The sequence below is a fragment of the Acinetobacter populi genome (assembly GCF_002174125.1).
GTDB lineage: Bacteria > Pseudomonadota > Gammaproteobacteria > Pseudomonadales > Moraxellaceae > Acinetobacter > Acinetobacter populi.
Map to the genome: position 1 here is coordinate 1,001,705 of NZ_NEXX01000001.1, position 12,569 is coordinate 1,014,273.

13 protein-coding genes are annotated in these 12,569 nt (G+C 41.4%); 8 read left to right on the forward strand and 5 right to left on the reverse strand.

The window, feature by feature from the left end:
• Positions 1 to 136: 136 nt before the first annotated feature.
• Positions 137 to 748, reverse strand: a complete 612-nt coding sequence (locus tag CAP51_RS04665; RefSeq protein WP_087619565.1) for an LOG family protein — start codon at positions 746 to 748, stop codon at positions 137 to 139.
• Positions 749 to 1,085: 337 nt separating this feature from the next.
• Between CAP51_RS04665 and CAP51_RS04670 the strand changes: the two genes are divergently transcribed.
• On the forward strand, positions 1,086 to 2,666 hold the full coding sequence (locus CAP51_RS04670) for a TerC family protein (protein ID WP_087619566.1): 1,581 nt from the start codon (positions 1,086 to 1,088) through the stop codon (positions 2,664 to 2,666).
• A gap of 71 nt (positions 2,667 to 2,737) precedes the next feature.
• Here the strand turns inward: CAP51_RS04670 and def are convergent, their stop codons facing one another.
• A complete protein-coding gene (def, locus tag CAP51_RS04675) occupies positions 2,738 to 3,268 on the reverse strand; it encodes a peptide deformylase (RefSeq protein ID WP_087619567.1) in 531 nt (176 codons plus the stop codon).
• A 129-nt stretch (positions 3,269 to 3,397) separates the two neighbouring features.
• Between def and CAP51_RS04680 the strand changes: the two genes are divergently transcribed.
• From CAP51_RS04680 to tsaC, 3 genes are read left to right on the forward strand one after another with little or no spacing between them, the layout of a single operon-like run.
• Complete coding sequence (locus CAP51_RS04680; protein WP_087619568.1) at positions 3,398 to 4,549, forward strand: LysM peptidoglycan-binding domain-containing protein; 1,152 nt, start codon at positions 3,398 to 3,400, stop codon at positions 4,547 to 4,549.
• Between the two features lie 30 nt (positions 4,550 to 4,579).
• Positions 4,580 to 5,734: a DNA-processing protein DprA gene (dprA, locus tag CAP51_RS04685; protein ID WP_087619569.1), complete on the forward strand. Its 1,155-nt coding sequence runs from the start codon at positions 4,580 to 4,582 to the stop codon at positions 5,732 to 5,734.
• 44 nt (positions 5,735 to 5,778) lie between these two features.
• A complete protein-coding gene (gene tsaC, locus CAP51_RS04690; RefSeq protein WP_087619570.1) occupies positions 5,779 to 6,348 on the forward strand; it encodes an L-threonylcarbamoyladenylate synthase type 1 TsaC in 570 nt (189 codons plus the stop codon).
• A 2-nt stretch (positions 6,349 to 6,350) separates the two neighbouring features.
• Here tsaC and CAP51_RS04695 read toward each other — a convergent pair whose 3' ends face one another.
• Positions 6,351 to 6,965 carry a TetR/AcrR family transcriptional regulator gene (locus CAP51_RS04695; RefSeq protein WP_087619571.1) on the reverse strand — a complete coding sequence of 205 codons (615 nt, stop codon included), beginning with the start codon at positions 6,963 to 6,965 and terminating at the stop codon, positions 6,351 to 6,353.
• Between the two features lie 166 nt (positions 6,966 to 7,131).
• Here CAP51_RS04695 and CAP51_RS04700 point away from each other — a divergent pair, with 166 nt between their 5' ends.
• Positions 7,132 to 8,352, forward strand: a complete 1,221-nt coding sequence (locus CAP51_RS04700) for an MFS transporter (RefSeq protein WP_087619572.1) — start codon at positions 7,132 to 7,134, stop codon at positions 8,350 to 8,352.
• 54 nt (positions 8,353 to 8,406) lie between these two features.
• Here CAP51_RS04700 and CAP51_RS04705 read toward each other — a convergent pair whose 3' ends face one another.
• Positions 8,407 to 9,300, reverse strand: a complete 894-nt coding sequence (locus CAP51_RS04705; RefSeq protein WP_087619573.1) for a DMT family transporter — start codon at positions 9,298 to 9,300, stop codon at positions 8,407 to 8,409.
• 158 nt (positions 9,301 to 9,458) lie between these two features.
• Between CAP51_RS04705 and CAP51_RS04710 the strand changes: the two genes are divergently transcribed.
• The 3 genes from CAP51_RS04710 (at position 9,459) to CAP51_RS04720 (ending at position 11,552) form a co-directional block, all read left to right on the forward strand.
• Positions 9,459 to 10,205, forward strand: a complete 747-nt coding sequence (locus CAP51_RS04710) for an AraC family transcriptional regulator (RefSeq protein ID WP_087619574.1) — start codon at positions 9,459 to 9,461, stop codon at positions 10,203 to 10,205.
• 137 nt (positions 10,206 to 10,342) lie between these two features.
• The gene (locus CAP51_RS04715) at positions 10,343 to 10,924 is read left to right on the forward strand and encodes a hypothetical protein (protein WP_087619575.1); all 582 of its coding nucleotides are present in this window, start codon (positions 10,343 to 10,345) and stop codon (positions 10,922 to 10,924) included.
• Between the two features lie 85 nt (positions 10,925 to 11,009).
• The gene (locus tag CAP51_RS04720) at positions 11,010 to 11,552 is read left to right on the forward strand and encodes a glutathione peroxidase (RefSeq protein WP_087619576.1); all 543 of its coding nucleotides are present in this window, start codon (positions 11,010 to 11,012) and stop codon (positions 11,550 to 11,552) included.
• A gap of 77 nt (positions 11,553 to 11,629) precedes the next feature.
• Here the strand turns inward: CAP51_RS04720 and CAP51_RS04725 are convergent, their stop codons facing one another.
• A complete protein-coding gene (locus CAP51_RS04725; RefSeq protein ID WP_087619577.1) occupies positions 11,630 to 12,475 on the reverse strand; it encodes a Cof-type HAD-IIB family hydrolase in 846 nt (281 codons plus the stop codon).
• Positions 12,476 to 12,569: the final 94 nt, after the last annotated feature.

The following is a 12,569-nucleotide window of genomic DNA, read 5'->3' on the forward strand; positions in this document are numbered from 1 at the left end:
TGGCATCACAACCCATTAAAATATCGCACTCAAACAAAAAGCCCGCCGATATTTGTTGATCAATCGACAGGCCCTGTACATTTGTATGCTTGAATACAACATGATTTCTACATGGATTTTTTACATACCCTATCGTTTAGACAACAAATTCTGCCGGCGAACCTAAATTACTCAATATTTCCAGAATTTGCTGCTGCTGATTGCATACCAGAAGTTTGGCACGATGCTGCATTGGCAAAAATCCCTCTTGTACAGCATGATCAAGCTGTGCAATAAGATGATCATAGAATCCGTTGACATTATATAAAATCATGGGTTTTTGATGCTGATTCAACTGCCCCCAAGTCGCAATTTCCAGAATTTCTTCAAACGTACCCAAACCACCCGGCAAGGCAATAAATGCACTGGCACGATCTGCCATCATGGCTTTACGGGTATGCATGGTATCGACAATATGCAGTTCGGTCAGTTTATTATTGGCTATTTCATAATCCAGCATAAATTGTGGAATGACACCCACAACCTCACCGCCATGTTCTAGCACAGCATCTGCCACCTGTCCCATCAAACCAATGCTTGCACCGCCATATACTGCACCGAATCCATTTTCTGCCAGCGTTTTTGCAAGGCTAATGGCGGCTTCTTTATATACAGGATTATTTCCCGAACGTGACCCACAATATAAGGCGATTAATTGCTGGGTAGCGACTGCATCCTGATCCATCATAGAATTCATATCAATTAACATATCTTTCTCTTATCTAACTTTATATACACGCTTTCTTTCCTAGTATATGCAAGTTATATGACAATATCTGTAAAATTATTGCAAAAATACACGCAAAGTTTGCAATTGGCGTTTAAATAATAAACACAAATTTTGTGATTTTTTTAATGAATTTGTCGGAATTCTTGCATATACTCAAAACATGTTTCACTACATTTCTTATCTATATGAGTAGTCGATGTTGTCATTTTAGTGATGACCTTTTTATTTTTTCACAATCAATTAAAAATTTTCACTTTTTTTTCAATTTATTGAGACAAGTCATTAATCCAATATCCGGCAAAGGGAGTAATCATTCATGATGTTTGAGTGGATGTCCGATCCTTCCGCATGGGTTGGTTTATTGACATTAGTCGTCCTAGAAATTGTTCTTGGTATTGATAACCTTGTCTTTATTGCCATTTTGGCAGAAAAATTACCTCCGGAACAACGCAATAAAGCACGCATCATCGGTCTGAGTCTGGCCTTGGTGATGCGTTTGATTCTACTGGCGTCGATTTCTTGGGTGATGACCCTCAAGGACAATCTATTTGAAATCTTTGATTATGGCTTTTCTGGTCGTGATCTAATTTTAATTATTGGCGGGATTTTCCTGTTATTTAAAGCCACCATGGAAATCCATGAGCGCATCGAAGGTAAGGCCGATCTCAAGGAAGATCGTGTTGAGCATGCCGCTTTCTGGGCGGTAATTGCACAGATTGTGGTGCTGGATGCGATTTTCTCACTAGACAGTGTGATTACCGCAGTGGGTATGGTGCCACATCTGGAAGTCATGATGATTGCGGTCATTATTGCCGTCGGCATCATGCTGCTTGCATCCAAACCATTGATGTCATTTGTCAGCAGACATCCAACCGTGGTGATTTTGTGTCTGGCATTCCTGTTTATGATCGGATTGTCACTGGTACTGGAAGGCTTTGGTATTCATATTCCGAAAGGTTATATTTATGCGGCAATCGGCTTCTCGGTATTGATTGAAGCCATTAATCAAGCCACCCGCCGGAGTCGTGAAAAAATGATCACCACCACAGACCTGCGCTCGCGTACGGCCTCTGCGGTGATTCGTTTACTTGGTGGTAGAACCATTGATAAGAATGAACAGGATCAGTTGTCCGAAACCGCGGATATTCTGGCCACACAATCTTCTGCCAATGAAGTCTTTTCCGATGAAGAAAAAGGCATGATCCATGGCGTATTAACGCTGGCCGAACGTCCGGTAAAATCCATTATGACCCCACGTCCAGACCTTGAGTGGCTAGATTTGACCGAATCAGACCATATCAAGGAAAATCTGCTGGCAATTAGCCATTCTCGGGTGCTTATCGCACGCGGTAGTCTGGATAATCTAGAAGGTGTTGCCTTAACGCATAAGGTACTGAATCATTATCTGGAAACCGGTGAAATCGATATTGAAAATGGTTTGCGCCAACCGCTGGTGGTTCATGAAAACATCAAGGTACTTACCCTGATGGAACAATTACGTCATGCCCCAATGCAAATTGCGATTGTGCTCAATGAATATGGTTCTATCGAAGGGATTGCCACACCAATTGATATTCTGGAAGCGATTGCGGGTGAATTCCCTGACGATGAAGATATTGAGACGCCTGAAGTCGAAATGCTCGAAGATGGCTCATGGATGCTGGAAGGTTCCAGTGATATTCGTCATGTTTCCTTGTTGGTCGGCAAGGATCTGGTCAATGACAATGAGGAATATTCCACCCTGTCTGGATATTTATTATGGCACCTTGGCCGTGTACCGCATGATGGTGAACAGGTCGAGGCAGATGGTTTTAGATTTGATATTTTGACGATGGATGGTCATAAAATTGATAAGGTGAGAATCACCACATTATTACCAAATAGAAATGACGATTAATAAAAAAATAGCCGCTATGCATACATAGCGGCTATTTTTAATTCAATACAAAGTATAAAAACTTAGACCTTTTAACGCTTCACGGTTACTTTCTCTTTCTGACGCTGGCGTACCAGTTTTTCCACTTTCTCACGCGCTCTTTGACGCTTTAGCGGTGATAAATAATCTACAAATAATTTACCGTTTAAGTGATCCATCTCATGCTGGATACAAACTGCCAATAATCCGTCTGCTTCAATTTCAATTTTTTCACCCTCAAGGTTCAATGCCTCGATTTTTACACGTGACGGACGCTCAACTTTATCGTATATTTGTGGTACCGATAAACAGCCTTCTTCATAAGGTTGCGTTTCATCAGTCAAAGCAGTAATTTTGGGGTTAATAAAGACCATGGGCTGATCTTTGGTTTCCGACAAATCCATGACGATAAGTTGGATATGCTGGTCAACCTGACTGGCTGCCAAACCAATACCGGGTGCAGCATACATGGTCTCAAACATATCTGCCGCAAGCTGACGAATTTCATCATTCACTTGCTCTACAGGCTTGGCAATGGTACGTAAGCGTGGATCGGGAAAACTTAAAATAGGTAGAAGTGCCATATGGTCCTCTCATGATGCCATTGGTCAAGCAGAAACCTACAATCAATTGTATTTCTTAACCAGGGGGCGTTTGTAGCGGCTACTAAATAGTATAGCCGAATAACAGACACAGTATTAGGGCTTATGATAATGACAAAAGCGTTGCAATACCAAGCAATAACCGCTAAAAAAACATTCAAACAGCATGCCATTGCATTTGCAATGTGTATCGGCCTAGGGCTTGGCGTTGCAGTTGACGTTCAGGCAAAAAATATTAATCCACCATCCTTGCGTGCAGATGCACCCAATGTCTATGTGGTCAAAAAAGGCGATACGCTTTGGGATATCTCTGGGCGTTTTTTACAAAAGCCATGGCGTTGGCCGGAAATCTGGGCGAGTAACAAGCATGTAAAAAATCCACACTGGATCTATCCGGGTGACCGCTTGTTACTGTGTACACTAGAAGGCCGCCCATTAATTGGTAAAGATGAGGGTGATGGCTGTGAAGGTGTTATTCGCCGTGCAGGTGGTCAAGCTGGCATTAATCTTTCGCCACAAATACGGGTGGAATCATTAAATAATGCGATTCCTGTTATTCCGCTGGATGAAATTCGCAACTGGCTGGAACGTAGCATCATTGTTTCACCAGAGAATATTGCCAATGTACCTTATGTGCTTGGCATGACCGAAAACCGTGTCATCGCTGCTGCCGGAGATCGTATCTATATCCGTGGCAATGGCATACAGATCGGGCAACGTTATGCAGTTTATCGTTCTGGCGAGCCTTACAAATTGCGTAATGCACAAGGCAAAGAATATGTTGCAGGCATTGAGCTCAATCAAGTCGCTTCGGGTCTGGCAACCCAACAACAAGGTGATGTCTCCACCTTTGAATTAACCAAAACTTTTAATGGTGAAGTACGCAAAGGCGATTTAATTTTACCCGAATATGATGCCATGCTGCCAACGCTGTTCTATCCGGTTCCTGCCAGTCAGGTACGTGAAGGTGGACAGGTGATTCGTGTACTCGGTTCGATTGGTACAGCGGCAAAACATAGTGTGATTGCCATTGATCGTGGCAACCTTGATGGTGTAGAAGTCGGACAAGTCTTTGCGCTTGATCAACAAGGTGAAGTCACCACCGATCCAAGAACAAAAGAAAAGGTACAATTACCACCTCAGCGTATCGGACATGCACTGGTGTTTAAAACCTTTGACCAAATCAGCTATGCCTATGTCACTGATAGCAGTTTGCCAATCAAACTTGGTGCTTTACTGGCTGTGCCCCTATCGGATGAATAAATAGCCGGACAAATTAAGTAAAGGTATTGTATGCAGCATATTCCTCAGCCTGATATTGATCAATTAAGCTTATGGTACGTGCTGCAATATTCTTTAAGTAGTTTTCATCGGTTGCTATCACATTTTGGCAATGCCAGTGATGCCATTCAGCTTGCTGCCTTGCCGATCTGGCAACAGCTCAAATTACATCCCAATCACCTGCAACGGTTGCAGATATTCCATAATCCGCAGGGACAGCAGGATTTCCAGACCTGTTTAAAATTAACGCTTGAACACTGTGACAGCATTATCTTTAAACATCAGCACAATTATCCTGTGTCACTTTCACATTATGACGATAGTCCGCCCATTCTGTTTGTTCAGGGCGATACCAATGTTTTACAGCAACCGCAGATTGCCATGGTGGGTAGCCGACAACCCGGCCCGCATGGCAAGCAGGTGGCTTATGATTTTGCCAATTTCTTTGCCGAACAAAATTTTGTCGTCACCAGTGGTCTGGCACTTGGGATTGATGCTGCCTCTCATCATGGTGCAATCCAGAACGGTAAAAGTATTGCTGTGATCGGCACAGGATTGGATCAATGCTATCCTTCAGAACATCGCTCCCTTTGGCAAGGTATTATTGAGCATGGTGGTGCGATTGTTTCGGAATTTCTAGCCAATACACCACCTGCGAAACGTAATTTCCCACGCCGTAATCGCATGATTAGTGGTCTAAGTCTGGGTACTGTGGTGGTAGAAGCCGGCTTACAAAGTGGTTCATTGATTACAGCCAAAAAAGCCGCCGAACAAGGCAAGCAGGTATTTGCCATTCCCGGACATATCTATAGTCAATATCATCAAGGCTGTCATCAATTGATTCGTGAAGGTGCAACGCTGGTCGATCACCCGCTACAGGTGATCGAAGACCTGAACATGTTTGGTCAGGCGCAAGTACGTAGCCCTGCCCCATCCAAAGCTGTGCTAAAAAAACCTGATCATCAAACTGTAGCGCCACAAACTGAAAGTATTGCGATTCCCGAACATTTAAATGCGCTCTATCAACAACTGGATTGGATTGGCATCAGCATCGATGAACTTGCAATACGATTAAATCAGAATATCATTGACCTCAATGTCGCACTGGTCGAGCTAGAACTGCTCGGCCTGTGCAAACAACATGGCGGTCGTTATCTCCGCTGTTAAATGACTTTGAGCATAAATTCTGGATAATGAGTTTTGGATACAGTATGAATACGCTAAACCTGCAACAAGCAGTTGAGCGATTAAAACAGGGTGATGTTTTGGCCTACCCCACCGAAGCAGTCTGGGGCTTGGGCTGTGACCCGCAGCAGCAGCAAGCATTTGAAAAAATCCTGACCCTTAAACAACGCCCGATTGAAAAAGGCGTGATTCTGCTAAGTGAAAGTATTGAACGGGTTGAGCCTTTACTTGCCCTACTAGATACAGAAATACGCCAACAAATTATTGCTTCATGGCAGCATTCCGCAGCACAGCAACGTGCCACGACATGGTTACTACCTGTCAGTACAGCAATTCCGGCATGGATTTATGGCGCACATGATCGGGTCGCTATTCGGGTGACCCAACATGCTTTATGTCAGCAATTATGTGCAGCATTTGATGGCATGATTGTATCCACAAGTGCCAACCCAGCCGGTTTAGCCCCAGCAAAAACAGCACAACAGGTCGCCGATTACTTTCCGTCAGATTTAGCCATTTTACCGGGTGAATTAGGCAACAGTCCACAGCCCAGCAAAATTCTCGATGCTGTCACAGGACAAGTGATTCGTGCTTGAGTTTAGGCAGATTGTAGAAATAATTCCCAATGATTAATGGCTTGATCTACCACTGCCTGCAACTGCCCGCTCTCGGCTCCATCTCGCGCTTGCAAGGTAAGACCCTGCAAAATTGTACAATAAAAATCTGTCATTAATTGGATTGGTGCATGGGGTGGTAAATCACCTTCCTCAACACCACGTTGCAATCGCGCAAGCATATCTTCTCTGGTTTGCAGCCGATAACCCAATACCGTATTTTGTATTTCTTGATTTTCGCCATGACAATTCATTGCCGCGGTAATCAGCATACATCCTTTGGGTTTGTGTTCTACATTAAAGCGCTTGATATTCTCATGGAGATAAATTTCGATGGCAATTTTCGCTGTTTTGGCCTGTTGAAAAATCACTGTAAATGAACAGGCTTCATGTGTAAGATAATATTCCAGACAACGATAAAATAATTGCGTTTTATCGCCAAAAGTACAATATAGACTTGGTGCAGTAATACCGAGCGCCTTGGTCAAATCACTCATTGAAGTTGCTTGATAACCATATTGCCAGAACAATAGCATGGCTTGTTCAAGTGCTTTTTCCTCATCAAAACACTTTGGCCGACCACGTTTGGCTTTTGTCATTTTTCACCTATATGAAAACTTTAACAGCATGATGAATGATCATTCGATATATTTTATAATGATCATTATAAAAAGAATTGACAACACTAGGATAACATAATATTTTTATAACGTTCATTATAAAAATATTATGAATCTTCCTTGTCAGTCTATTTACAGGTGTACTATGTCCCCACCAAATTCTATTTGTTCTGATAAGAATCAATCCATAACGTCTATTCCGCATCAAGGTAGCTGGCTTGCAATTTTATCTGTGGCACTCAGTGCATTTGCATTAGTCACTGGAGAGTTTCTCGCTGTGGGTGTACTCAATGAGATTGCCCATGATTTCCAGATTTCCATTGGCACCGCAGGCTGGACAGTGACCATCACTGCCATTACCGGGATGTTCTCCGCCTTATTGATTCCGCTGTCTGCAAAATCACTGGATCGACGCTACTTATTATTAATCCTCATGGTGATCATGGTCATTGCCAATTTGCTTACAGCACTTGCATCGAATTTCACCTTGGTGTTATTAGGTCGTCTTCTGCTTGGCATCTCTATTGGCGGCTTTTGGGCAACGGCTGTTGCATTAAGCGGTCGGGTCGCCCCTGCCCATTTGCCAATCGCAAAAGCAACCGCCTTAGTCGCCTCCGGTGTGACTTTAGCCAGTGTTCTCGGCGTACCGATTGGTACATGGTTATCACATTATTCGAGTTGGCGTACTGCATTTATAATCATCACGGTGATGGGGATCATACTTTTCTTCATGCAATTACGTTATTTACCGCAGCTAAAGCCTTCTTCTGCCTTACAACTAAAAGAATTACCTGTATTAATTCGCCATCCTATTGCACGTAAAGGCTGGATTATTTTTATCTTTATTGGGTTGGCACATTTTGCTGCCTATAGCTATTTTGCACCATTCTTTAAATTTCAACTGGGTTATTCTGATGGTTTTATCAGTAGTTTATTATTGATTTTTGGTGTTTCAGGGATTTTAGGCAATGCCTTTGCGGGCTATATGGGGCAAATCAATATCCGTTATACGTTTGCCTTGGCAGGTCTTGCATTTGCCATTAGCTTTCTTTGTTTACCTTTATTTGCAATACATATCGCTGCTGCTGTTTTATTGACTGCACTATGGGGCTTTGCTTGGGGAATCATTCCTACAGCTGTAAATATCTGGATGTTTGTTCATGCGCCTGAATCAGTTGAAAAAGGAATGCCGATGATTACTTTTACTTTCCTTATCCTGATCGCCCTGGGTTCGGCATTGGGTGGATTAATTGTCGATTATTTTAATAGTAATGTCCTGCTCTTTGGCGTATTACCGCTTACCTTATTTTCAATTTTTCTGATTTTCACATTGGCGCGTGGTTTAAATAATCCAACTGTCGAATAAAGCATAAAATATGAGGGTCTGTACAACTTTACAGACCCAAAATCATTTTCTTTGTTACTTCTTTTGTGCCAATAAAATTCCTACCAAGACCATTGCCCCACCGATACTATGATAAATTGTCCATTGTTCATGCAGAAAAATATAAGCAATAATTGCAGTAAAAATTGGAATAAAATTCATAAAGATACTGGTACGGTTTGAACCCAGATTTTGTACCGCCATCATCCATAAATAAGCTGCAAAAATAGAAGAAAAAATCCCAGCATAGAACACTGCGGGCGCATTGGCAGCATTCAACTGATCCAGACCAAAGTACATAATCAAGGGAATATGAAACAATACCGCAAAGATGACTTGAATATAGAGCATAATGAATAGGGGTAATCTCAATTGCCAGCGCTGCAAGAAAATCCCATAAAATGCATATAATCCCACTGCCAATACCATTAACAAATCACCAAAAATATGTTGTCCGTGTAACAATGTGGCAAAATTGCCCTGGGTAACCAAATACATCAGACCAAAAATTGATAAGATCACGCCAAAAATAGCAAACCGATTGGGATAAATTTTTAAGATAAAAATACTAAAAAAAATCGAAAAGACTGGGATAAAAGCATTAATAATCCCCATATTGGTTGCAGTGGTATAATGTGCTGCTGTATAGGCAAGCCCCTGATAACACACCATTCCCAAAAAACCTAGCACAGCCAATTGCCAAAGATGCGGACGAATATCCTGCCAGCGTCTTATTACTTTTAACAACATAAATGGTGTCAAGACCAGCCATGCAATCAACCAGCGATAAAAACTAATACTGATGGGTTCAATTAAATCCACAGCATAACGGGTCACCACAATATTAATGGCCCAGATCAATACTGCTGTTAATGGCAATAGATATAACCAGCGCTGCGTTGTCGTGGTACTGATTGAACCTGTATTCATGAATTTTTCCCGCTATTTTTTACCCTGCCTATTGTCGGTGATGTCTTATATAAATAATATACTGATAATCAGACAAAACCATTGAAGATACGACATTGAACCAAACCTCCTCCATTGAGCACGCATGCCTTGGCACCCTAGACCATTCCAGTTTAGACATGTCACATCTGCATCTGGATGCCTATCAATATCAGGCAAAAGAAGAAGTCTATCCGCATAGTAATTTATGGGGTGACTTTAATTTCTCACTAGACGGTATTCTGGAGTTCAATATCGACCAACAGGTCTATTTATCACCGCCAACTTTTGGCTTATGGATTCCGCCACATACACCCCATCAGGCCATCTCAAGGTACGATCAGGAAACGCGCTTTATCTGTTTTAGAATTTCCCCTACGCTTTCCCGGCACTTGGCAGCAACACCCAGCGTGATCCAGATTTCACCACTGATCAGCTTTATCACTCAGCATTTATTGGATCAACGTACACAACAGACGCCTTTGCAGCAATGGCATAAGCTATTGGTATTATTTGATGAATTATCGACTGCCCCAAGCCACGAGCATTACTTGCCACTAAGTAACGATATTGCCTTAAAAAAAATTACCGATTTTTTATTACAGCCGCAACATCATGCGCTAAAACTGCATAGCATCTGTACCCATTTTGCCATGAGTGAACGACATTTATTACGCTTGTTTCAACAGCATTTTGCCATGTCGATTTCCGAGTGGCGTAATCGTGCCAAACTGATTTATGCCATCGATCAACTAAAACTCAATGTATCCATTAAAAAAATTGCACTGGATTTAAACTATCACCATCCTTCGGCATTTATTGAATTTTTTAAACGCTATACCAATATGACACCAGAACAATTCCGCCTTCATCAATTAAGCGCTTAACCACGATCGTTTCCTTTTTATAATAAAATTTTGCACAAGAGTATTCGATTTATACATTCATCTTCCGTTATAGTAGCGTACACGATAGGCGGGATATTGATGTATACCGTCATTCAATACATTATTTGGAAAATTTTATGAAAAAATTAACACTTGTTGCACTAATCACAACGATGGCCACACTGACTGCATGCTCCAAACCTGTGACCGAAGTAAAAGATGGGGAAAGTAAAGCACCTGCAACAACACAACAAACTGCTCAACTCAGCACCAATAATAAAGCTGACATCACAGCCGACGTTAATGCCATTCAGACATTTGGACTGGCGCAGGAACAGGCAGCATCGTCATTACAACAACGTATGGATCAAGCCATGCAAAAGCAGGATAAAGAAGAACTCAAAAAACTATTTACCGAATTTAAAAGCTTTGTCGAAAAAAGCAATGCCCACCTGAAAAAATTAAATCTAAAAAGTACTGAAGCCAATCAACTACGCGAAAAAATGATTGAAAATAGTCATGTCGGTCTGGAAATGAGCGAAACCATTCTGACCAGTAACATGGAAAAAATTGATCCTGCACAGTTCCAGCCTTTACAGGAAAAAGCCATGAAAGCCCAACAAGAACTGATGGAAATTAGTCAGGACATTCATAACAAAATCTCTGATCAACCGGCTACATCACAGCAGCTTCCAGTCCCACAACAACCTGCTCAATAATTCGCTACATCCTATTTACAATGGTTTAACATGCATTTTTGACAATCATGCTATGTTAAACCGAACCTCAGTTTAGGATAAACTCATGAGTAAGATTACCGATATTTCCCTCAATAAAATTGATGGCAGTGAAACCACACTGGCGGCCTATTCAGGCAAAGTTTTACTGGTGGTCAATGTGGCCTCAAAATGTGGTTTAACACCACAATATGAAGGACTGGAAAAACTTTATAAAGAGAAAAAAACGCAAGGTTTAGAAATTTTAGCATTTCCTGCCAATAATTTTCTGGCACAAGAACCAGGAACAAATGAAGAAATTCAGCAGTTCTGTTCTTTGACCTATGATGTCAGCTTTCCTTTATTCGCCAAAATTTCTGTCGCAGGTGAAGATAAGCATCCACTCTATCAAGGGTTGATCACAGCACAACCGGAACGTATTGGAGAAGGTCCATGGAAAAAGGATCTGATTGAATACGGTTTAACACCAAATGAACCACCAGAAGTATTGTGGAATTTTGAAAAATTCCTCATCAATAAACAAGGTGAAGTAGTCGCACGCTTTGCACCGGATATTACTGCCGAAGATCCACGCCTAGTCGCAGCAATTGATGCCGAACTGGCAAAATAAAACTGTAAAATAAGTTCATCTCGGACAAAGGTGTATGTGCACCTTTGTCCGATTTTTATCATTTATCACTATCTTAGCTAGAAATTAACAGCATTTAGACTCGGTTGAAAGGGATATTCTCCAGCCAGTAGTAAATCAATGACTTCAAGTACACCGTCCTGTTCATTACTCGTTGTCATAAACCGTGCCGCCTGTTTTAATTCTGGAACCGCATTATCCATGGCAAAGCTAAAACCAGCCTTCTGAATCATTTCCAGATCATTATAATTATCGCCAAAGGCTAAAATCTCCTGATCAGCAATCTGCCATTTTTGCTGTAACAAGCCCAAGCCATGCGCTTTATGCTGTTCCGGAATAATCAAATCAATAAAACCAAAACCACTGGAAACCAGTTTAACCGATTGGTTTTGAATAAAGTCTTTGGCTTTCAACACTTCAAGCAATAGATTCACATCGCATTGTGCGGTGTTGAGCGTCACTTTACAAATTTGGTCATCGATGTGCATGAGATCCTGAACAATATTTAATTTTTTAAAATATTTATTCAGCTTTTGATAGGCTTGCTGTGGCACAGTCACACTACTGTATGCGCCTTTCTTTCCGCATACCACTAATGCCTGCTGATAATTTTCAATTAAACTGGCAAGTATCTCTGCCACCAGATTCTGAGAAAAATGGGCAAATCCGACTTCTTCTGTTCCATCCACCACATATGCACCGTTTTCGGCAACATAAGCAATCTCATTTTGAATTTCAAGGAAATAATTTTGTAAGGTATAAAGTTGATTACCACTTGCCGCCACAAAGCGAATGCCCTGTTGTTTCAGCTGTGAATATTGATTTAAAAATCTGGTTTTATTGTATTGTTTATTGTCATTTAAAAAAGTACCGTCCATATCAACGGCAATGAGTTTTATTGGCATTCGCACCTCTTTGTTATATGTTGTCATTATAGCCTAGATCAAGATCATGACAGTTTGATGAACGCTGCATGATCAATCACATACAGCTATATTA

Coding starts and splice junctions, on each gene's coding strand:
- CAP51_RS04705 (WP_087619573.1), bottom strand. CDS start 9,300: ATGAATACAGGTTCAATCAGTACCACGACAACGCAGCGCTGGTTATAT.
- CAP51_RS04695 (WP_087619571.1), bottom strand. CDS start 6,965: ATGACAAAAGCCAAACGTGGTCGGCCAAAGTGTTTTGATGAGGAAAAA.
- def (WP_087619567.1), bottom strand. CDS start 3,268: ATGGCACTTCTACCTATTTTAAGTTTTCCCGATCCACGCTTACGTACC.
- CAP51_RS04715 (WP_087619575.1), top strand. CDS start 10,343: ATGAAAAAATTAACACTTGTTGCACTAATCACAACGATGGCCACACTG.
- CAP51_RS04680 (WP_087619568.1), top strand. CDS start 3,398: ATGACAAAAGCGTTGCAATACCAAGCAATAACCGCTAAAAAAACATTC.
- CAP51_RS04670 (WP_087619566.1), top strand. CDS start 1,086: ATGATGTTTGAGTGGATGTCCGATCCTTCCGCATGGGTTGGTTTATTG.
- dprA (WP_087619569.1), top strand. CDS start 4,580: ATGCAGCATATTCCTCAGCCTGATATTGATCAATTAAGCTTATGGTAC.
- tsaC (WP_087619570.1), top strand. CDS start 5,779: ATGAATACGCTAAACCTGCAACAAGCAGTTGAGCGATTAAAACAGGGT.
- CAP51_RS04665 (WP_087619565.1), bottom strand. CDS start 748: ATGTTAATTGATATGAATTCTATGATGGATCAGGATGCAGTCGCTACC.
- CAP51_RS04725 (WP_087619577.1), bottom strand. CDS start 12,475: ATGCCAATAAAACTCATTGCCGTTGATATGGACGGTACTTTTTTAAAT.
- CAP51_RS04700 (WP_087619572.1), top strand. CDS start 7,132: ATGTCCCCACCAAATTCTATTTGTTCTGATAAGAATCAATCCATAACG.
- CAP51_RS04710 (WP_087619574.1), top strand. CDS start 9,459: ATGTCACATCTGCATCTGGATGCCTATCAATATCAGGCAAAAGAAGAA.
- CAP51_RS04720 (WP_087619576.1), top strand. CDS start 11,010: ATGAGTAAGATTACCGATATTTCCCTCAATAAAATTGATGGCAGTGAA.